Source organism: Candidatus Flexicrinis affinis (assembly GCA_016716525.1).
Taxonomy (GTDB): domain Bacteria; phylum Chloroflexota; class Anaerolineae; order Aggregatilineales; family Phototrophicaceae; genus Flexicrinis; species Flexicrinis affinis.
Genome location: JADJWE010000001.1, coordinates 344,280 through 365,061, shown reverse-complemented (window position 1 = coordinate 365,061; position 20,782 = coordinate 344,280). Strand labels below are relative to the sequence as shown.

Below are 20,782 nucleotides of genomic sequence, written 5' to 3'. Positions count from 1 at the left end.
ACAATCCGGCGTGACGCCTGTCACTGAGCGTTAAGGACGTCACATCCTACACTTAGAACGATTCGGTTCGCGGATGCGGAGGTAGACCCGATGCGAACGAGCACGATTACACCGCCCAGCGACGACAAACGCTGGCGGATAGTACAGGCGACGATGCGTAAGCACGGTTTCGCGCCTGATGCCCTGATCGAGACGCTCCACAGCGCGCAGGAGGCATTCGGTTACTTGGATGACGATGCGCTGCGATATGTCGGGCGCAGCCTGCGTTTACCCCTGAGCCGGGTATACGGCGTCGCCACGTTCTACAACCTGTTTACGCTCAAGCCGCAGGGCGAACACACGTGCGTCGTTTGTATGGGCACGGCGTGCTACATCAAGGGTGGGCCGGACGTGCTCAAGGCCATCGAGAATGCCGCGGGCATTCGTAAAGGTGAAACCACGCCGGACAAGAAAGTCTCGCTGCTGGTCGCTCGCTGCTTGGGCGCGTGCGCGCTTGCGCCTGCGGTCGTTTACGATGGTGTAATGGATGGCCACCTCGCCCCTGACGAGGCGGCATCCCGGGTCAAGGAGTGGATGAGCAATGGCAAGTGACGCAGTCGGCGCATTGCCCGACGAAAACGGCAAGCAGCGGCTCATCGTTCTCGAAAACGCCGGCATGATCGACCCGGAAGATATCGAGTCGTACATGGCCGTGGGCGGCTACGCGACCTTCAACGATGTCTTGCAGTCGATGACACCCCCCGAAGTAATCGACCAGATCCGCAACAGCGGCTTGCGCGGGCGCGGTGGTGCCGGATATCCCGCCGGCCTCAAGTGGTCAACGGTCGGAAAAGCGCTCGGTGCTCAGAAATATGTCGTCTGCAACGGCGACGAGGGCGACCCCGGCGCGTTCATGGATCGCAGTATTATGGAAGCCGACCCGCACCGCGTGCTGGAAGGCATGATGATCGCCGCCTACGCGGTTGGCGCGTCGCAAGGCTACCTCTATGTACGCGCGGAATATCCGCTGGCGATCAAGCGGCTGAAGCACGCCATCAAGCAGGCGGAGAAGCACGGTCTGCTCGGCCACAACATCAGCGGCACGCCGTTCAGCCTGTCGCTGCAAGTACGGCTCGGCGCTGGCGCGTTCGTATGCGGCGAGGAGACGGCCCTGCTGGCCTCGATCGAAGGCCGACGCGGCCAGCCGCGCCCACGCCCACCCTACCCGGCAGAGTCCGGATTGTGGGGATGCCCGACGCTCATCAACAACGTCGAAACGTACGCCAATGTCGTCCCGATCCTGCGTGAAGGCGCCGAGTGGTTCGCAGGAATTGGCACTGAACGCAGCAAAGGCACGAAAGTCTTTGCGCTGTCAGGGCGCATCGCCCGGACCGGGCTCATCGAAGTCCCGATGGGCATCACCTTGCGCGAGATCATCTACGACATCGGTGGCGGCATCCCCGACGGTCGCAAGTTCAAAGCGGTGCAGACGGGCGGTCCGTCCGGCGGGTGCATCCCTGCCGCACACATCGACACGCCGGTGGACTACGAATCGCTCAAGCAGGTCGGCTCGATGATGGGCTCCGGCGGCATGATCGTGATGGACGACAGTTCATGCATGGTCGATGTCGCCAAGTACTTCCTCGAGTTCTGCATGACCGAGTCGTGCGGCAAGTGCGTCCCGTGCCGCGTCGGAACGGCGCAGATGCATGGCCTGCTAGAGAAGATATGCGAAGGCGAGGCCACGCTCGATGATCTGGAAATGCTCGAAGAGCTGTGCGACATGGTCACCAATACGAGCTTGTGCGGGTTAGGACAAGCCGCGCCCAACGCAGTCGTCACGACGCTGCACTTCTTCCGCGACGAGTACATGGCGCATATCGTCGACAAGACATGTCCGGCGCACGTGTGCCCGGTGAGCCGTAAGGAGGCCGTCCAATGACCCGCGTTGTCACCCTGAAGATCGACGACATCGACGCGACCGGCCGCGAGGACGAAACCGTACTGGAAGTCGCAATCGAGCACGGCATACAGATTCCGCGGCTGTGCGCGCTGGAGGGCCTGACTCCCGTCGGCGCCTGCCGGTTGTGCTTGGTCGAAGTCGCAGGCAGCAGCAAACTGCTTCCTGCCTGCACGACCTACGTCACGGAAGGCATGGTCGTCACGACCAACAGCGAGCGCCTGAAGAAGTACCGGCGCATGACGATTGAACTGCTGTTCACCGAAGGTAACCACGTGTGTTCGGTATGCGTCGTCAACGGACGCTGCGAGCTGCAGAATCTCGCCATCCGGTTGGGCGTCGACCACATGCGCATACCGTATCTCTACCCGAAGCGTATCGTCGATGCGTCGCATGAACGCTTCGCCCTCGATCCGAACCGCTGCGTGCTGTGCACGCGGTGTGTGCGCGTGTGCGGCGAGATTGAGGGTGCGCACACGTGGGACTTGATGAGCCGTGGTATCGACTCGGCGGTCATCACCGACCTCAATATGCCGTGGGGAGACAGTGAAACGTGCACAGCGTGTGGAAAGTGCGTTCAGGTGTGCCCGACCGGTGCGCTGTTCGAGAAGGGCATGGCCGTGGGTGAGATGACCAAGCGCGCAAGCTTCCTTGCGACGCTGACCGCTTCGCGGGAGGACGGACGATGACCCGCACAAAAATCGCAACGGTATGGCTCGACGGATGCTCGGGATGTCACATGTCGTTTCTCGATATCGACGGCGCGCTGCTTGACCTCGCGAGCCGAATCGACCTCGTCTACAGCCCGCTCGTAGACCGCAAGGACTTTCCCGACAGCGTCGATATCACGCTGATCGAAGGCGCGGTCAGCAGCGAGGACGACCTCGCCAAGATTCGCAAGGTTCGCGCGCATACCCGTACGCTGGTCTCGTTCGGCGACTGCGCGGTAACCGGCAACGTGCCGGCACTGCGCAACGGCGTCGGTGCCGAATCGGTGCTGCGGCGCGTCTACCTCGAGCCTGATCTGCACACCGCTCAGGCGCCCAATCTGGTCGTGCCGAAACTGCTGAACGTGGTCAAACCGGTGCACGCGGTCGTCCCGGTCGATGTGTTCATCCCCGGATGCCCGCCGTCGGCCAAGACCATCCTGTACACGCTGACCGAACTACTTGAGGGACGCACGCCAGACCTTTCCGACCGGACGCGCTTCGGCGCCTAGCCATCTACGAGGACATGACAATGGCACAGCGCATTGTGATCGATCCGGTAACACGCATCGAAGGGCATGCGAAAATCACGATCCAGCTGAACGACGCTGGCGATGTCGCGGACGCGCACTTTCACGTGACGCAGGTGCGCGGCTTCGAGAAGTTCGTCGAAGGCCGCCCGTTCCATGAAATGCCAGCGATCATGGCTCGCATCTGCGGAATCTGCCCGGTCAGCCACCTCATCGCATCGGCGAAGGCCTGCGACGAACTACTGGCGGTCGAGATCCCTGAGACGGCGACTAAACTGCGCCAGATCCTGAACCTCGCGCAGATGATCCAGAGCCACGCGCTCAGCTTCTTCTATCTGTCATCGCCCGACCTTCTGCTGGGCATGGATGAAGACCCCGCCAAGCGCAGCCTGTTCGGCGTGGCGGAGGTCGACCCGGTGCTGGCGCGCGATGGTGTGCGCCTGCGGCAGATCGGGCAGACAATTATCGAACTGATGGCCGGCAAGCGCATTCACCCGAGCTGGGTCGTTCCGGGCGGAGTCAGCGCGCCGCTGAGCGAGGATGCTCGCGATGCGATGCTTACGATGATCCCCGAAGGACTGGATATCGCACGGCGCACGCTGGAATGGTATCGCACCGTTCTACCGTACTTTGAGGACGAGATCGCGACATTCGCCAACGTCAAGACGCTGTTCATGGGCCTGACGAACGCCGACGACACGCTGGAGTTCTATCACGGACCCGTACGCATCACCAGCGGCACCGGCGAGGTTGTCGCCGACAACCTGAACGCCGACCATTACGCCGGCTTCCTGCAGGAAGCGGTCGAGCCGTGGACGTTCCTCAAGACTCCGTTTTACCGCCAAATGGGCTATCCGCAGGGTGTCTATCGGGTCGGCCCGCTGGCGCGCCTGAACATCGTCGGCCGGTGCGGTACGCCGCGTGCCGACGAATACCTCGGCCTGTTCCGCGAGCAGGATACCCAGAGCTCGTTCCACTACCACACCGCCCGCCTGATCGAGATCATGTACGGGCTGGAAAAGATCGAAATGCTGCTGCGCGAGCCGAGCATCCTGAAAAAGCGGATTCGCTCGGTGGCGGAACCGAACCGGTCGCGGGGTGTTGGCGTCAGTGAGGCGCCGCGCGGGACGCTCCTGCATCACTACAAGATCGATGAGAACGGGTTGATCACGCGCGCCAACCTCATCATTGCGACCGGCAACAACAACTACGCGATGGACCGGGGTGTCTTCGAGGTTGCCAAGCGCTATATTCGCGGCGGAAACATCAACGATGGCATGCTCAACCGCGTCGAAGCGCTCATTCGAGCGTTCGACCCGTGCTTGAGCTGTTCGACGCATGCGGTTGGTCAAATGCCGATGCGTGTCGAACTCCTCGCCCCGGGCGGCGAGACCGTGGAGGTGCTCACACGATGATCCTCGTGATCGGCTACGGAAGCACACTGCGCACCGACGACGCAATCGGGCATGTCGTTGCGCAAGCGCTGGACGAACGGTACAGCGCGCTGGACGTGCGGATTATCACCACGGCACAACTGATGCCCGAGCTTGCCGCGCCGATCAGCCGTGCCGATCACGTGATCTTTGTCGACGCGAACGCGGACCTGCCGGTCGGACAGGTCCGCGTCGATCCTGTTGCAGCAGGTGATGCGCGCGCTGCGCTAACGCATCACGTTTCGCCGGAGTCGCTGCTGCGCTCCGCCGGTGCGCTGTACGGACGCCGGCCCTCCGCACAGATGCTTTCGATTGGGGCCGAATCATTCGAGATTGGGCTGTCATTGTCGCCGGCGCTGCGCGCGCAAGTGCCAGCCATCGTTTCGCAAGCAGAAGCCATCGTGGACGCCGCCCTGCACACCCTCGGCGGCACGGCCGCAGTTTGACGTTGTCCACACGCCGCCGCCTAATAGTCACCGGGGCCGTGCAAGGGGTCGGCTTCCGTCCATTCGTGTATACGCTCGCCCGGTCGCTTGGACTAACCGGAACGGTCGCCAACACGCCGCAGGGTGCGACGGTCGAGATTGAAGGCCCGGCGGATCTGTTGGATCAGTTCGAGCAGCGGCTGACGGCCGAACTGCCAGCGCCGGGTCGCGTCGACGCCATAACCCGTGTTGAGCTTCCTGCTACCGGCGCAGCGGCGTTCGTCATCATCGACAGCCGCGTCGAGGGTGCACTGACGGCGGAAGTACTGCCCGACCTCGCCACCTGCGACGACTGTCTGCGCGAATTGTACGATCCGAATGACCGGCGCTACCGTTATCCATTCCTGAACTGCACCCACTGCGGGCCACGCGTGACGATCGTCACTGGCCTGCCCTACGACCGCACCAACACGACGATGACGGCGTTTGTGCTGTGCCCGGAATGCGGCGCGGAATATCACGACCCGTCAGACCGGCGCTTCCACGCTCAACCGATCGCCTGCCCGCGCTGCGGCCCGCAGCTCACGCTGGTGATTGACGGCGCGGACGTGGCCCGCGGTGACGACGCGCTGCGGCGGGCCGAGGACGTCGTGCGAGCAGGCGGGATCGTCGCGCTCAAAGGGATCGGCGGCTACCAACTGGTATGTGATGCCCGCAGCGGACACGCGATCCAGCGTCTGCGCGACCGCAAGAATCGCCCGCACAAGCCGCTGGCCGTGATGTTCGCGACCCTCGCCGATATCGAAGCCGCGTGCATCGTATCGACAGAAGCGCGCGACCTGCTCACATCGCCGCAAGCCCCGATCGTGCTGCTCGACTCGCGCGGAACGCTGCCCGACGAAATCGCACCCGGGATGGACACCGTCGGCGCTATGCTTCCGTATACCCCGCTCCATCATCTGATGATGGCGGATCTGGGCTTCCCGGTGGTCTGCACCAGCGGCAACGTATCGGGCGCGCCGATGATTGTCGACGATGCCGAGGCGCTTGACGAGTTCGCGCCGATTGCTGACGCGATGCTGCTGCACAACCGGCCCATCGCGACGCCGGTCGATGACAGCGTCGTAACCGTCGTCGCAGGCGAGACACTGATGCTGCGCCGCGCGCGCGGCTATTCGCAGGCCGTAGCGATGAAGGCCCACATCCCGGTGAGCGGCACGCTCGCGGTCGGGCCAAACCAGAAGGTCACAGTGGCGCTTTGCCATGACGGCACGATCAGCCTCAGCCCGCACCTCGGCGATGCCGACGACATCCGCACCCAGCAATCGATTGCCAAGGCGATCGACCACTTGATCGCGTTTCATCGCACGCCGCCAGCGGTCGTCATCCGCGACCTTCATCCCAACTACGCCACGTCGCACATGGCGCGGAACCATGGGCTGCCAACGCAGCAGGTCCAGCACCACGCCGCGCACGTGTATGCCGTCCTTGCCGAGACCGGCTATTCGGGGCGGGCGCTGGGTTTGGCATGGGACGGCACGGGTTATGGCCTCGACGGCACGATCTGGGGCAGTGAAGCATTTCGGGTCGTGCCGGGTCAACCGATGGAACACATCGCGCAGCTCGCGCCGTTTCCGCTGCCCGGCGGGGACGCTGCCGCCCGCGAACCGCGCCGGAGTGCGCTCGGCGCGTTGTGGGCCGCCTTTGACGGTTTGCCGCCAACCGACCTGCTGCAGTTCACCGACAGCGAACTACGCGTGCTGCTGCGCGCCATCGAGCGCAGCGTGAACAGCCCGCGCTGCACCAGCATGGGGCGCCTGTTCGATGCCGCCGCCTCTCTGCTCGGCTTGGCGCAGACGTGTTCGTTTGAAGGGCAAGCCGCGATGTTGCTTGAATCCGCGGCCCGATCGGTTAGCACGGACAAATATTACCCGTTCCAAGTGACGTACTTCACTGTCGGTAACCGGCCCTCAGGATGGATCATGGAGTGGAAGTCGATTGTCCGGGGGATTATGTCCGACTCGCGCACCCTGCCCGCAGGCGAAGCCGCCGCGAAGTTCCACAACACGCTCGCCGAAATGGCGGTGGCGTTGGCGCGTGCGGCTGACGAACCAGCGGTCATCCTGAGCGGCGGGTGTTTCCAGAACCGGCTGCTGCTGGAGCGGACATCGACGCGGCTCAAGGCATCCGGGTTCGAGGTGCTGTGGCCGCACATTCTACCGCCGAACGACGGCGCAATCGCGATTGGACAGCTCGCCGCGTCGGCATGCGGCGATGTTCTGTAGGCAAGAAGAGTTTCGCCGGCGACGCGGCTGTACCGAGGAGGAACATGACGCGCGGCGAGTTGCAACTAACGTTGAGTATACGGGTGAAATAGAGGAGATCACTAATGACGGACTACATCACCCTTGACGGCAATGAAGCCGTCGCACGCGTCGCCTATAAGCTGAGCGAAGTGATCGCGATTTACCCGATCACACCGTCGTCGGCAATGGGCGAGTGGTCGGACGAGTGGTCAGCAGCGGGTCAACCGAACCTGTGGGGCACCGTTCCACGCGTGATCGAGATGCAGAGCGAGGCCGGGGCCGCGGGTGCGGTTCACGGGTCGCTGCAAGCAGGCTCGTTAACGACCACGTTCACGGCATCGCAAGGCTTGATGCTGATGCTGCCGAATATGTACAAGATCGCGGGCGAGCTGACGCCGGCGGTGTTCCACGTGGCGGCCCGGTCGCTGGCCGCACAAGCACTCTCGATCTTCGGCGATCACAGCGATGTCATGGCCGCACGCATGACGGGGTGGGCGCTGCTGGCGTCAGCCTCGGTACAGGAAGCGCACGACTTCGCACTGATTGCGATGGCAGCAACGCTGCGCTCGCGCGTGCCGTTCCTGCACTTCTTCGACGGCTTCCGCACCTCGCACGAAGTCGCCAAGATTCGGCCATTGACCGACGACATTCTGAGCGCGCTGATCGACGACAAACTGATCGCCGAACACCGCCGCCGCGCTTTGTCGCCGGAGCATCCGGTGGTACGCGGCACGGCGCAGAATCCCGATGTGTACTTCCAGGCCCGCGAGACGGTCAATCCGTATTACACCGCGGCCTTCGATATCGTCGAAGACGTGATGGCGAAGTTCGCCGAACTGACCGGCCGCGCCTACAAGCCGTATGAATACTACGGCGCGCCCGATGCCGAGCGCGTTGTCGTGGCGATGGGTTCAGGGTGCGAGACGCTGCACGAGACGGTCGATGCGCTCAACGCCACCGGCGAAAAAGTCGGTGTGCTGAAAGTGCGCTTGTTCCGGCCGTTCGACGCCGCTCGCATGATGGCCGCGCTGCCACAGAGCGTGAAGCGCATCGCCGTGCTGGACCGCACCAAGGAACCCGGCGCTGCGGGCGAACCGCTGTACGTCGATGTCGTGACTGCCATGGTCGAGACCGACCGCTTCGCCGTTCCGCCGCGCATTGTCGGCGGGCGCTACGGACTGTCTTCGAAGGAGTTCACGCCGGCGATGGTCAAGGCGGTTTTCGACAATCTGTCCGCCGAACAGCCCAAGAACCACTTCACGGTCGGTATCGTGGATGACGTATCGCACACCAGCCTCGACTACGACCCGGCCTACTCGGTCGAACCGGCGAACGTCGTCCGGGCCATCTTCTACGGTCTCGGCGCGGACGGCACGGTCGGCGCGAACAAGAACTCCATCAAGATCATTGGCGAGGAGACCGACAACCACGCGCAGGGCTACTTCGTGTACGACTCGAAGAAGTCCGGCTCGATGACGGTCTCGCACCTGCGCTTCGGCCCACAGCCGATCCGCTCGCCGTACCTGATAACGACGGCCAACTTCGTCGCCTGCCATCAGCAAACCTTCCTTGAGCGGTACGACATGCTCGCCGACGCAGTACCCGGCGGTGTATTCCTGCTCAACACGTTCTGGAGCGCGGATGAGGTCTGGGGCAACCTGCCCGAACCTGTCCAGCGCGCAATCATCGACAAGAACCTCAAGTTCTACGTCATCGACGCATACGACGTAGCCAAGGCCAGTGGTATGACCGGCCGCATCAACACGGTCATGCAGGTGTGCTTCTTCGCCATCAGCGGCGTGCTGCCGAAGGACGAGGCAATCGACGCGATCAAGCACTCGATCGAGAAGACCTACGCCCGCAAGGGTGAAGAGGTCGTCGCCATGAACATCAAGGCAGTCGACGACACACTGGCGCACTTGCACGAAGTCAAGGTTCCTGCCGAAGTCACCGCAACTGCGGGCTTCCTCAGCCCGGTACCGGCGACCGCGCCGACGTTCGTCAAGGACGTGCTGGGCAAGATGATCATGCGGCAGGGCGATCTGCTGCCGGTCAGCGCGCTGCCAGTAGACGGCACCTATCCGAGCGGCACGGCGCAGTTCGAAAAGCGCAACCTCGCCGCTGAAATCCCGGTCTGGGACCCGGACATTTGCATCCAGTGCGGCAAGTGCGCGATGGTCTGCCCACATGCCGTGATCCGCATCAAGGCGTTCGACCCGGCGGTGTTGGCCGGCGCGCCGGAGACGTTCAAGTCGACCGATGCGCGCGACACCGAATGGAAGGGCATGGCCTACTCCATTCAGGTCGCCCCTGAAGACTGCACCGGCTGTGCGATCTGCGTAGACGTGTGCCCGGCGCGCAACAAGTCGGCGCTCAACAAGAAGGCGCTCAACATGGAAGCGCAGCCTCCGCTGCGTGATACCGAGGCCAAGAACTGGGACTTCTTCATGGAAATCCCAGACCTTGACCGGCGCATGATCAAGTCCAGCAGCATCCGCCAGCAGCAGGTGCAGCGCCCGCTGTTCGAATTCAGCGGCGCGTGCTCGGGCTGCGGCGAGACGCCGTACGTCAAGCTCATCACGCAGCTTTACGGCGACCGTTCGGTGATCGCCAACGCGACAGGCTGCTCGTCGATCTACGGTGGCAACCTGCCCACGACCCCGTACACGACCGATCACAACGGGCGCGGCCCGGCGTGGTCCAACTCGCTGTTTGAGGACAATGCCGAGTTCGGTCTCGGTATCCGCGTCGCCATCGACAAGCAGGCCGAAGAAGCCCGCGAGCTGGTGACGCTGTTGGCCGAGGATATCGGCTCGGCACTGGCCAACGACCTGCTCGGCGCGAATCAGAGCGATGAGGCCGGCATCTATGAGCAGCGCGAGCGAGTCGCGGCCCTCAAAGCGCGGCTGTCCGCAATCGACAACCCGCAGGCAGCCCGTTTGCTGGCGCTGGCGGATACGCTCATCAAGCGTGATGTATGGATCGTCGGCGGTGACGGCTGGGCCTATGACATCGGCTTCGGCGGCCTCGATCACGTGCTCGCCAGCGGCCGCAACGTCAACATCCTCGTCCTCGACACGGAAGTCTACAGCAACACCGGCGGCCAGATGAGCAAGTCGACGCCACGCGCGGCGGTTGCCAAGTTCGCGGCTGGCGGCAAGCCTGCAGCCAAGAAGGATCTCGGCCTGATCGCGATGAGCTATGGCAACGTATACGTCGCCCGCATCGCCTTCGGCGCGAAGGATGACCAAGCTCTGCGCGCCATCATGGAGGCAGAAGCCTATGACGGTCCGTCAATCGTGATCGCCTACAGCCACTGCATTGCCCACGGTATCAACATGACGACCGCCCTCAAGAATCACAAAGCGGCCGTCGACAGCGGACAGTGGATGCTGTACCGCTACCATCCCGACCGCGCGGCAGAGGGCAACAACCCGCTGACACTCGACAGCCGTGCGCCCAAGATCGCCCTGAAGGACTACTTGCGTATGGAAAACCGCTTCAAGATGCTCGAACTGAGCAATCCGGAAGGCGCTGCCGATCTGTTCAAACTCGCGCAGGATGACGTCAACACGCGTTGGGCGATGTACGAATACCTCGCCAATCGTCCGTACGGCACCAACTCGAGCAATGGAGGTCACTAAACGATGAACCTGGAAACCAGTTATCTTGGACTTCCGCTCAAATCCCCACTGGTGGTGTCGGCGTCGCCGCTGTCGGAGTCGCTCGACAACATCAAGCGTATGGAAGATGCCGGTGCCGGCGCCGTGGTACTGTACTCGTTGTTCGAGGAACAAATCCGGCAGGAGCAACTCGCGCTGTTCCACCACACGACATATCACAGTGACAGCCACGCCGAAGCGCTCTCGTACTTCCCGGAGGTGGGCGAATATCACACCGACTCGCGCGGGTACCTGAACCTGATCCGGCGGGCCAAAGAATCGGTGAACATCCCGATCATCGCCAGCCTGAACGGCACCACGCCGGGCCGTTGGACGCGTACCGCCGCTCTGATGGAGCAGGCAGGCGCCGACGCGCTCGAGATGAACCTCTACAGCATCCCGACCTCGCCGCAGATCACCGGCGACGAGGTCGAGCGGGCCGACCTTGAGGTCGTGGGCAGTGTTGCCCGCACGCTGTCGATCCCGGTCGCAGTGAAGCTCAGCCCGTTCTTCAGCAGCCCGGTCAACATGGCCGCACGCTTTGCCGAAGCCGGAGCCAAGGGTCTCGTCATGTTCAACCGCTTCTATCAGCCCGATATCGATCTCGAGCTGCTGGAGGTCAAGCCGGGCGTGACGCTCAGCACGCCGGAGGCACTGCGCCTTCCGCTGCGCTGGATCGCGATCATGTACGGGCGCGTCGAAGTCGACTTCGCCGGCACCAGCGGCGTGCACAGCGGCGGCGACGCGGCCAAGCTGCTGCTGGCAGGCGCCAAGGTCACAATGATGGCAGCCGCCCTACTGCGCAACGGGATCGACTTCCTGAAGACGGTCGAGCAGGGCCTGCGCGAGTTCATGACCCAGCACGAGTATGAGTCGGTCAATCAGATGCGCGGCGCACTCAGCCAGATGCACACCGAAAACCCGGCGGCATACGAACGTGCGCAGTACATGCGCGCGATCCTGAACTACCCGACTGGTCTCTCGTAGACATCGTTCGGCTCACGAGAATACACTGAACAGGGGATGCACTTCGGCGCATCCCCTGTTTGATTTGTCGGCTGTCGTGAGGCCGCCGCGTTGTCGCTACGTGGATTCGGACAATCCAAAATTAACGAAACTTGAGACCAGAGGCACACATTCAAACCGCAGCATAACAATATTCGTACAAACATTGAGACAGTAAGGTTCGTTCACGTTCTCCTGTTTACGGGAAGAACTATGCGTTCGGGATGCAATTCGTTTTGCAATTCCGTTATTGTGTAAGCATGACCCGGGTACTATAGTTTTCAATGGCGGTGAAATTTGCACCGCTGTCGTTTTTATCGCGACATGCGCGGACTTTGTTATGTCGGCCATGTCTATGTCTGATGGTACTGCGAGCTGAGGAACGTCTATATGCGCATTGGAAATCAGAGACAGTGGTGGTTACGACTAGCGCCGATCGTGGTCGCGCTTGCCGTCTTCGCCTTCTCCAACCCGACCTACTCCCAACCGGGCAATGGCCGGCCCGTCACCACGCCGGAAGGTCCGGGCGAACTTCCTCAGCCGACGGTCGTCGCCACGGCACAACCGACGATCGCCGCACCAACCGCGGTTCCACCCACTTCGGTACCGGAAGAGCCGACTGAGGTCCCACAACAGCCAACCAATGTGCCGCAGCAGCCGACCGAAATCCCTCCCGAGCAGCCCACCGAGGCGCCAACGGAAGCACCAACCGAGGACCCCGTACTGATTGTCACGCCGGATCCGACCGAGCCGGCCGATGACGATGTCGAGCGCCCCCATCTCTATCAGACGTTCTGCCTCATGGAGATTACGGACAACGGCGACGATAATCCGTTCTCGTTCCGTTTCCGCGCGACCCAGCAGTACAACATCGCGTCCGTGGCTTGGACCTTCGGTGACAGCAGCACCTCATCGTCAGCCGATGTCGTCCACACGTACACAACCACTGGTAGTTTCCCGGTATCGCTGACCTGTACGCCGAGCGTCGCCGGGCCCAACATCGTCCTGACCGGCACCATCACGGTGCTCCCGCAGGCAAGCGCGCAGTTCGAACTGCTCCCGGATTATGTCGTTGAGCATCATCTCGAAGCGGATGGTCCGCTGACGATCTCGACCTTTAACCAGAGCCAACCGGATGCACCGACCACCACATATCTGTGGCAGGTCTTCCAGCTTCCCGACCTTGTTACACCGGTCGCCACGAGCGCGCTCCGCGATTTCAGCTACAACGCAACCGCGTATGGATCGTACGAGTTCCGCCTCACGGTGACCGTCGGACCGAGCCAGGCCATCGCGGGCAAGACCGTAACGATCAACGCCCCTGCCCCGACTGCCGACTTCGTTCTTTCACCGCAGACCGGCCCGCTGACCGCAGGTCAGTTGGATGTCGAATTCGAAGGTGTCGACCTCGGCACTGGCCCGATCACAACGTGGGAGTGGGACTTCGAGTACACGGCCCCGACGTTCGACATCGACGCGACCGGCCAAGGCCCGCACATCTATTCATATACATCTGAGGCCACCTTCACGATCCGCATGGATTACAGCGGCCCGGGCGGCGGCGGCACCGTGTTCAAGCAGGTGGTTGTCGAGCCTGACGTCGCGCCGCTAACGGCTATCTTCACCTACTACTTCACCGGGCGCGACCTGCCCGGCGGCGGCATCGAGGTCTGCTTCAACAACGAAAGCGTTGGCCCGTACACGATTGTGACATGGGACTTTGACGGCGATCTCGTGATTGACAGTACAAGCCTTGATTCGACCATCTGCTGGGAGTACCCGGCCGAGGGCGTTGTCGAGGTTCGGCTGCGTGTCGAAAACAGCTTTGGCTTCTCCGAAGATGCGCAGTTCATCACTGTGACACGCGCGCCGGTTGCCGCGTTCAGCATCGTCCCCGGCAACTCGATCACGCTCGGCACGCTCATCGACCTCGTCGATGCCAGTACCGGTGTCATCGACACGTGGTCTTGGGACTTCGACGGCGATGGCGTCGAGGACAGCGACGAGCAGAACCCGACCGGCATCTCGTTTACCCAGCTCGGGCCGAACCCGATCCGCTTGACAGTGACCGGCCCCGGCGGCACGTCGTTTGTCGAGGCGATTCTCGTCGTCAGCTACCTTGAGGCGGGTTGCGTCATCAATGGCCCGCTCGAGGTCGTTCCAAGCACGGGACCGACTGCCTACACTTACACAACCAGCCAACTGCAAGGGCGGACAGTGACGGAACAGCGCTGGATCCTTGCGGGTCCGGCAGCAGGGCTTCCGCTCACCGTCACCGACCCCGCATTGAACGTCAACTGGGCGGGCTACGGCACCGGCAGCTATCTGATCTCGTTGGAGATTACGCTGGACGACGGCAGCATTTGCAATACGGCGACGACCGTCAACGTGACGTTCCCGCCGATCAACTGCGTCGCCAATATCAACCCGGCGATCCCGAACCCGCTCTACCCGAGTGCCGATCAGTATACGTTTACCGGCACGCTAACCGACCCGGCCAACCGGCCGATCATCTCGCGCACGTGGACGATCACCCGCAACGGCGCGCCGTTTGCCAACGGCAGCGGTGCGATCCCGTACGTCTTCACCAATGAAATCGCGACGATCGGAAGCCCGATCAACTGGGTTGTGCGTTATGACGCGGTTGTCGATGACGGCGGCGGCGAGACGAGCGAGTGTTACGAGGAAATTCCGTTCCAGACGGTGCCGTTCCCGGACCCGGTCTGCGTGATCAGCGGGCCAGCAACACCGCTGCCCAACGTCGGTTCGTCCAGCGGCCTTGCGACTTACACGGTGGTCTACACGACAACTGGCCGTCCGGTCAGCAACCCGTTCTGGGCGGCAGGCGCGAACGGCACGATCATCAACCCGACGCTCAACGACACCAACGTCCTGTGGGCGTCTACACCGGCCTACACTTACAACTCCTCGGTCAGCTTGACCGCAACCGTCACCAACCCGGATGGCGCGCAGGTCCCGGTGAGCTGCAATCTGAACGTCACGCCGACCGTGCCGCGGCTAACCTGCGCGGCGATCAGCGGCGACCTGACACCGGTCGTTGGCGAAACGGAGATCTACACCGCTGGCAACCCGGGCAACGTGTTCGGGCGTACGGTCACGCGTACGATGGCGCTGTATCTTATGCCGGGTCTCACGTTGGTCGATCCACCGGGAGTCGTCAGCGGCAACTCGATCAGCTACGAGTTCCTGATCCCAGGACAGCAGTATCGTGTCGTGCAAACCGTGTCGGTTGATGGCGTACCGAGCGACTCGTGCACGAACTTCCGTACGCTCAACGTGACACTGCCACAAACCACCTTCGACTGCGACGCATTCCCCGGCGAGAGCGGCATCTACAACGATCCGACCGTCTTTAGCACGTCTGACGTCTATCCGTATCGCTTGGATGTCGACAATGGCAACGGCATCAATCTCCGTTACACCTACACGCTGATCGGACCAAATGGCGCAACCGTACCGCTCGGGTTCTTCGACAGCACAGCGGACGGCATCGTTACGCCGCCCCCATCACTGAACTTCACATGGGCGCAGCTCACCGCGAACTACGGACTCGGCAATTACATCATCCGCATTGACGTGTCGGCCGTCGACCCGCTCGTAACGCCCTACACGTGCGGCCTGCAGCGAAACATCGTCGTCGGCCAGATCGAGGTGCAGTACAACGACGTGATCGGCAACGGCTGGACGCGCTCCGCCCTGCCGGTCAACGAACCGGTCTGCATCACCAACACGTCGTACGACACCAATGGCAGCGCCGGCGCACCGAACCCCGAAGCCCTCGAATACACGTGGACGATCAGCGGCTCAGCCGGCCAAAACAGCCTCGGCATCACGTCTGCGACGACACAGGACTTGCCAGCCTGTATCAGCTTCAACACGCCGGGCACGTACACCATCCGGCTTGACGGCAACACGCCGAACTTCGGCGATGGCGGCTTCGACCTCGAAGACAACTTCACCCGTACGTTCAACGTCTACGGTCGTCAGAGTATTCTGATCAACCGCAGCGGCTCGGACTTCGGCGGCACGCTGCAGACGTTCACCGCCACTGGCGTGAACATCACCAGCGGCTACACGTGGCGCATCTACCAGCAGGGCACCAGCAACCTCATCGCCGGGCCCAACACCGGCAACCCGCAGAGCTATACGTTGGCCGCCGGCCTGTACACGGCAGAGGTTCGCGGCACTGGCCCGCTCGGCCTGACGATCGCGCGGCTCGACTTCGAACTGCTGCTGGCCAACGACCTGCGTGCGGCCTTCCGCGTCAACCCGTATCTCGGTGTCGCTCCGCTCAATGCCTGTTTCACCGACCTGAGCGTCGGCACGAACATCACGCTGTGGGAGTGGGACTTCGACGACGACGGCACCATCGACCTGACATACGGCCCGGGCGGCGCGCCGAACCTGATCTGCTACACCTACGGTTCGCCAAACACGACCTACCGCCCGCTCTTGACGGTCTATAACAGCCAGTTCATCCGGTCAGCGCAGAACACCGTTCGCACCTACAGCATCTTCGAAGCGAACGCCTCGTTCACGGTCCAGGACAACGGCGGCGGTTACTTCTGCTTCACGCCGCAGGTCGACCCGGGCGTCGACGTGACCGAATGGGATTTCGGTGACGGCAGCATCGTCGTGGTGAACAACAACAACCAGATCTGCCATCAGTACACGTCGTTCAGCCAACCGGGCGAGTACCTCGTCTGCATGGACTTTGCCGGTCCGGGCGGCACGCCCACTGGCACCTACTGCCGCGAAGTACCTTACGTTCCACCCCTCGGCGGCACGCCGAACCTGAGCATGTCGGCCTCGTGCTCGGCAGACCGGACGGCAACCTTCACGGTCACCAACAGCGGCGCGGCGATGAGCGTCCCCGACCAGATCATCATCCGTGATGAGGCGAACAACGTTCTGCTGATCGCACCGGTGCTGCTGGGCGCCAACGAGTCGGCTAACTTTACTGTCAACAACGTCTCCGGGAACATCACTGGCCGGCTGACGGATCGCCCGGCGGTCACGGCGACAACGCTTTGCTTCTACCCGCCCGAGATCAGCGTAGCGGTGGTCTGCACGGGCAACTTGCCGGTGTTCACGATCACCAACGCGCGCCCCAGCGACGGCCCGATGCCGTTCCCACAGAGCTTTACCATCACGGGCGCTGCCTCCGGTGTGGTCGTCAACAGCACCTTCCAGCTTGGCCTCGGTGTGCCGTCCGTCGACGTGACCCTACCGCCCGGCAGCAACCCGTACGACACGTACACGTTCGCCAGCAACGGCTATACGGGGACGTTCGACCTGTCACAGCAGTGCTCGCTGCTGCCGACGCTGACGTTCGACACGTTCTGCCGCACGACCGGCGGCGTGGCTGAGAGTGTGTTCCGCGTCATCAACACCAGCGCCAACCCGATGGTTCGGCCCGAGCCGTACACCATCACGGGCGGGTCGTATTCGGGCAGCGGTACATTCCAAGTCCCGGCCAACAGCTTCATCGAGCTTGTCGTGCCGGACGCCGAAGATCCGTACGCGACGTACACATTCAACAGCGCCAGCGTTGTCGGCACCTTCAGCCAGACCCATGCGTGCCAGCGCCCGGCGCTGAACGCGACGTACTCGTGCGCGTGGCCGCGTTCGTTCACGGTCAGCAACACCGGCGGCGCGATGCTTGAGGCGCAGGCGTACTCGATCCTCGACGGCAGCAACAGCACTGTCGCCAGCGGGAACATCACAATCCCGTCCGGCAGCAGCACCGTTGTCAACGTGCCCGCTGGTCTGAACCCGTACGACACGTACACGTTCTCGACGACCGGGTTCGCCTCTACGGTCAACTTCTCCGACTCGTGTGCACAGCCTGTGCTCGCCGCATCGGCCGTCTGCGCATGGCCGCGCGCGTTCACGATCACCAGCACCGGCGGGCCGATCCTCGAACCGCAGCCGTATGAGGTTCAGGACAGCTCCGGTACGCCGATCGTGACGGGATCCTTCTCGCCGGCGACCGGCTTCCCGCTGACGGTGCCGCTTCCCACGACAGTTGACCCGTATGCCGAATACACGTTCGTGACCAGCGGGTTTGCTGCCACCATCAATCTGCCGCACGACTGCGCCAATCCGGATCTGTCCGTGGCAGGTGTATGCAGCGATCCGCGCGTCTTCACAATCACGAACACCGGCGGTGACATGCTGACCGGCCAGACGTACCAGATCCTGCAAGGCGCGGTGGTCGTGCGTACAGCAACGTTCACGGTTGCTGGAGGCGCAAGCGTCGACGTGGCCGCGCCGAATGGACTCAACCCGTACGGCGAATACACGTTCGTGACGAACGGGTTCGCCGCGACGCTCAACCAGCCGCATACGTGCGGCCAACCGGAGTTCGAGCCGGGATCGGCATGCGCGGCGCCGCGTTACTTCACAATCACCAACAATGGTTCGCCGATGCTGTCGCCGCAGGACTTCGACATCCTGCGTGACGGGCAGGTGGTGTACTCCGGTTCGTTGATGCTCAACACCGGCGAGTCGTTCACTTTCACGCAGCCCGTGAGCGACGACCCGTACGGGACGTATACGCTGGTGTCTGACGGCTACGCCGACTCGCTGACGATCGACTACACTTGCGAGTATCCGGAATACACGGCGACCAACGTCTGCGGATACCCGGTGGCGGTCACGGTGACCAACACCGGCGCCGACGCGCTCCAGAGCGAGCCGTGGTCGGTGCTCGACAGCAGCAATGTCACGGTCGCCAGCGGCTCGGTGTCTCTGCCGTCGGGCGGCTCGGTCGCCGTCGACTTGACCGGCCTCAACCCGTACGACAGCTACACGTTCGCCATGCTTGGCTTCGGCACAGCAGTCGACGCGCTTACGCAGTGCGTCAGCCCTGACTTGAGCGCCAGCTACGTGTGCGCGCAGACGCCGTCGTTCCAGATCGTCAACAACGGCACCGACATGCTGCTTCCGCAGACGGTGACAGTCGTCAATGCGGATAGCGAGGTCGTGCTCACGCAGGACGTCCAGCTCGACGCGGGCGAGTCGATAGGGATCACGCTCAACGGCCTGAATCCGTTCGGCACCTACTCGCTGTCCTCCGAAGGCGGATTCCTCGCGACGCTGCAGTCATCCGGCACGTGCGACGAGACCGAGATCGGTCTACCGGCCGACCTCACGATCGAGGGTGTCTGCGGCAGCCCCGCCGGCTTCGTCGTGACCAACGTGGGGACGACGCCGTCTGGCCTGATCAGCTACAGCATCCTCGCGAGCGCCGATCAGTCAGTGCTGATCAGCGGGACGTTCAATCTGGCCGTCAACGAGGCGATCGCGCTCAATGCGCCGGCAGACGCCGACCTGAGCAGCGGAATCACGTTCGTTTCGGATGATCTCGGAACGCTAGCGACCACCGATTTGGTGTGCGACGGAACGACCGTGTTCCCGCGGATCGACCTCGAAAGCACCACCATCGGCCAGCTCGACACCGGCCCGACCTGCGGCCACAACTGCCCGGAGTTCAAGGTGTATCACACCGACGAACTGGGCGGCTGGGAGATCTTCCGCCTCGACGGCGCCGATCAGGTGACGCGCACGACTGCGCGTGAGAACTTGTCGTACGGCCTGAGCGACGACGTCAAGAGCTCGTCGCCCAGCCTGTCGCCGGACAACAAGTGGGTCATCTTCCAGAGCGACCGCGACGGCAACTGGGAACTGTATCTGGCGCCCACCAGCGGTGGCGGCCCGGAAAGCGTCATGCGCATCACCTACAGCACGCTTTCCAACGAAGTCGACCCGGTGTGGGGCCCGAACAACTTCGTGGTGTTCGAGTCGACCCGTAACGGCAACTGGGATCTGTACGCCATCGACATGCGCAGCGGCGACGAGTTCCAGCTCACCGACAGCATCGGCCACGAGATCAACGCGCACTGGTCGCTCGACGGATCGCGCATCGTATTCCAGAGCGATGTCCCGAACGAAGACGGCGTGCGCCTGTGGCAAATCTACGTGATGAACCTCGATACCGGAATCGTGACCAAGCTTAGCGACGGCACGACCAACGATGTCGAGCCGCAGTTCGCCAACAACTCGAACAAGATCACGTTCCGCAGCTACACTGCGACCGACGGCGATGGCAAGTACGAGATGATGAACCTTGACGGGACCGGCCGTGTCGCCTTCACCGACGGCGACGCAACCAACGCCGTGTGGTCGCCGAGCGACCGGTACATCGCTTACCAGTCAGACGTCGATGGCGATCTGGACATCTACGTATACGAAGTCGCTACCGGCAAGACGCGCCATGTCACTGACAATGCGGTGGCCGACTACGCGCCCAACTGGCTGTGCGACGACGACACGATCATCTTCACCTCCGACGTGGACGGCGATCCGAACCTGTTCGAGGTGAAGGCGTCGCCGATCGACGATGGCCCGGTGGCTGTCGAGGACGACGCGACTCAGATGACGTTCGAGGACAACAGCGATATCTACCCGCTGTCGTCACCGAGCGAAGAGAACGCCAGCCGCGAAGGTCACGCCGTAAACACCGAGTTTGGCCGTCAGACGTACTTCCTGCGCCAAGAGCCGGTGATCCTCGCATCGAACGTCGCTACGACGGCGGATGTCAACAACGGGCTGAACCTGAACGTCTGCCCGGGTGACCAACTCGCCAGTACGCGCTAGCGCATCGAACACGCAAACGCCCCCTATCGACAATCGATGGGGGGCCTTTTAATTTCCGGGCCGATTCTTGAGACTCCGGGGCGCCTGTATGTT

At 62.7% G+C, this 20,782-nt stretch carries 10 protein-coding genes; all 10 read left to right on the top strand.

What is annotated here, in order from left to right:
* The first annotated feature begins 90 nt into the window (after positions 1-90).
* The 10 genes from hoxE to IPM16_01415 all read left to right on the top strand — a co-directional run bounded on the left by hoxE (position 91) and on the right by IPM16_01415 (position 20,689).
* Entirely contained in the window at positions 91-591 is a 501-nt protein-coding gene (gene hoxE, locus IPM16_01460; protein MBK9121777.1) for a bidirectional hydrogenase complex protein HoxE, read from the top strand.
* Positions 581-1,921 (top strand): NADH-quinone oxidoreductase subunit NuoF, encoded by a 1,341-nt coding sequence (gene nuoF / locus IPM16_01455; protein ID MBK9121776.1) that lies wholly within the window; start codon positions 581-583, stop codon positions 1,919-1,921. Before hoxE ends, nuoF begins: the two co-directional genes overlap by 11 nt.
* The gene (gene hoxU, locus IPM16_01450; GenBank protein MBK9121775.1) at positions 1,918-2,628 is read left to right on the top strand and encodes a bidirectional hydrogenase complex protein HoxU; all 711 of its coding nucleotides are present in this window, start codon (positions 1,918-1,920) and stop codon (positions 2,626-2,628) included. Before nuoF ends, hoxU begins: the two co-directional genes overlap by 4 nt.
* Positions 2,625-3,158: an NADP oxidoreductase gene (locus tag IPM16_01445; protein ID MBK9121774.1), complete on the top strand. Its 534-nt coding sequence runs from the start codon at positions 2,625-2,627 to the stop codon at positions 3,156-3,158. The genes hoxU and IPM16_01445 overlap by 4 nt, the downstream gene beginning before the upstream one ends.
* 20 nt (positions 3,159-3,178) lie before the next feature.
* Complete coding sequence (locus IPM16_01440) at positions 3,179-4,591, top strand: Ni/Fe hydrogenase subunit alpha (protein MBK9121773.1); 1,413 nt, start codon at positions 3,179-3,181, stop codon at positions 4,589-4,591.
* Complete coding sequence (locus tag IPM16_01435) at positions 4,588-5,055, top strand: hydrogenase maturation protease (protein ID MBK9121772.1); 468 nt, start codon at positions 4,588-4,590, stop codon at positions 5,053-5,055. The genes IPM16_01440 and IPM16_01435 overlap by 4 nt, the downstream gene beginning before the upstream one ends.
* Entirely contained in the window at positions 5,052-7,319 is a 2,268-nt protein-coding gene (gene hypF / locus IPM16_01430) for a carbamoyltransferase HypF (protein MBK9121771.1), read from the top strand. The genes IPM16_01435 and hypF overlap by 4 nt, the downstream gene beginning before the upstream one ends.
* A gap of 104 nt (positions 7,320-7,423) precedes the next feature.
* Complete coding sequence (gene nifJ / locus IPM16_01425) at positions 7,424-10,984, top strand: pyruvate:ferredoxin (flavodoxin) oxidoreductase (protein MBK9121770.1); 3,561 nt, start codon at positions 7,424-7,426, stop codon at positions 10,982-10,984.
* A 3-nt stretch (positions 10,985-10,987) separates the two neighbouring features.
* Positions 10,988-11,989 (top strand): dihydroorotate dehydrogenase-like protein, encoded by a 1,002-nt coding sequence (locus IPM16_01420; GenBank protein MBK9121769.1) that lies wholly within the window; start codon positions 10,988-10,990, stop codon positions 11,987-11,989.
* Between the two features lie 408 nt (positions 11,990-12,397).
* On the top strand, positions 12,398-20,689 hold the full coding sequence (locus IPM16_01415; GenBank protein MBK9121768.1) for a PD40 domain-containing protein: 8,292 nt from the start codon (positions 12,398-12,400) through the stop codon (positions 20,687-20,689).
* Positions 20,690-20,782 lie beyond the last annotated feature (93 nt).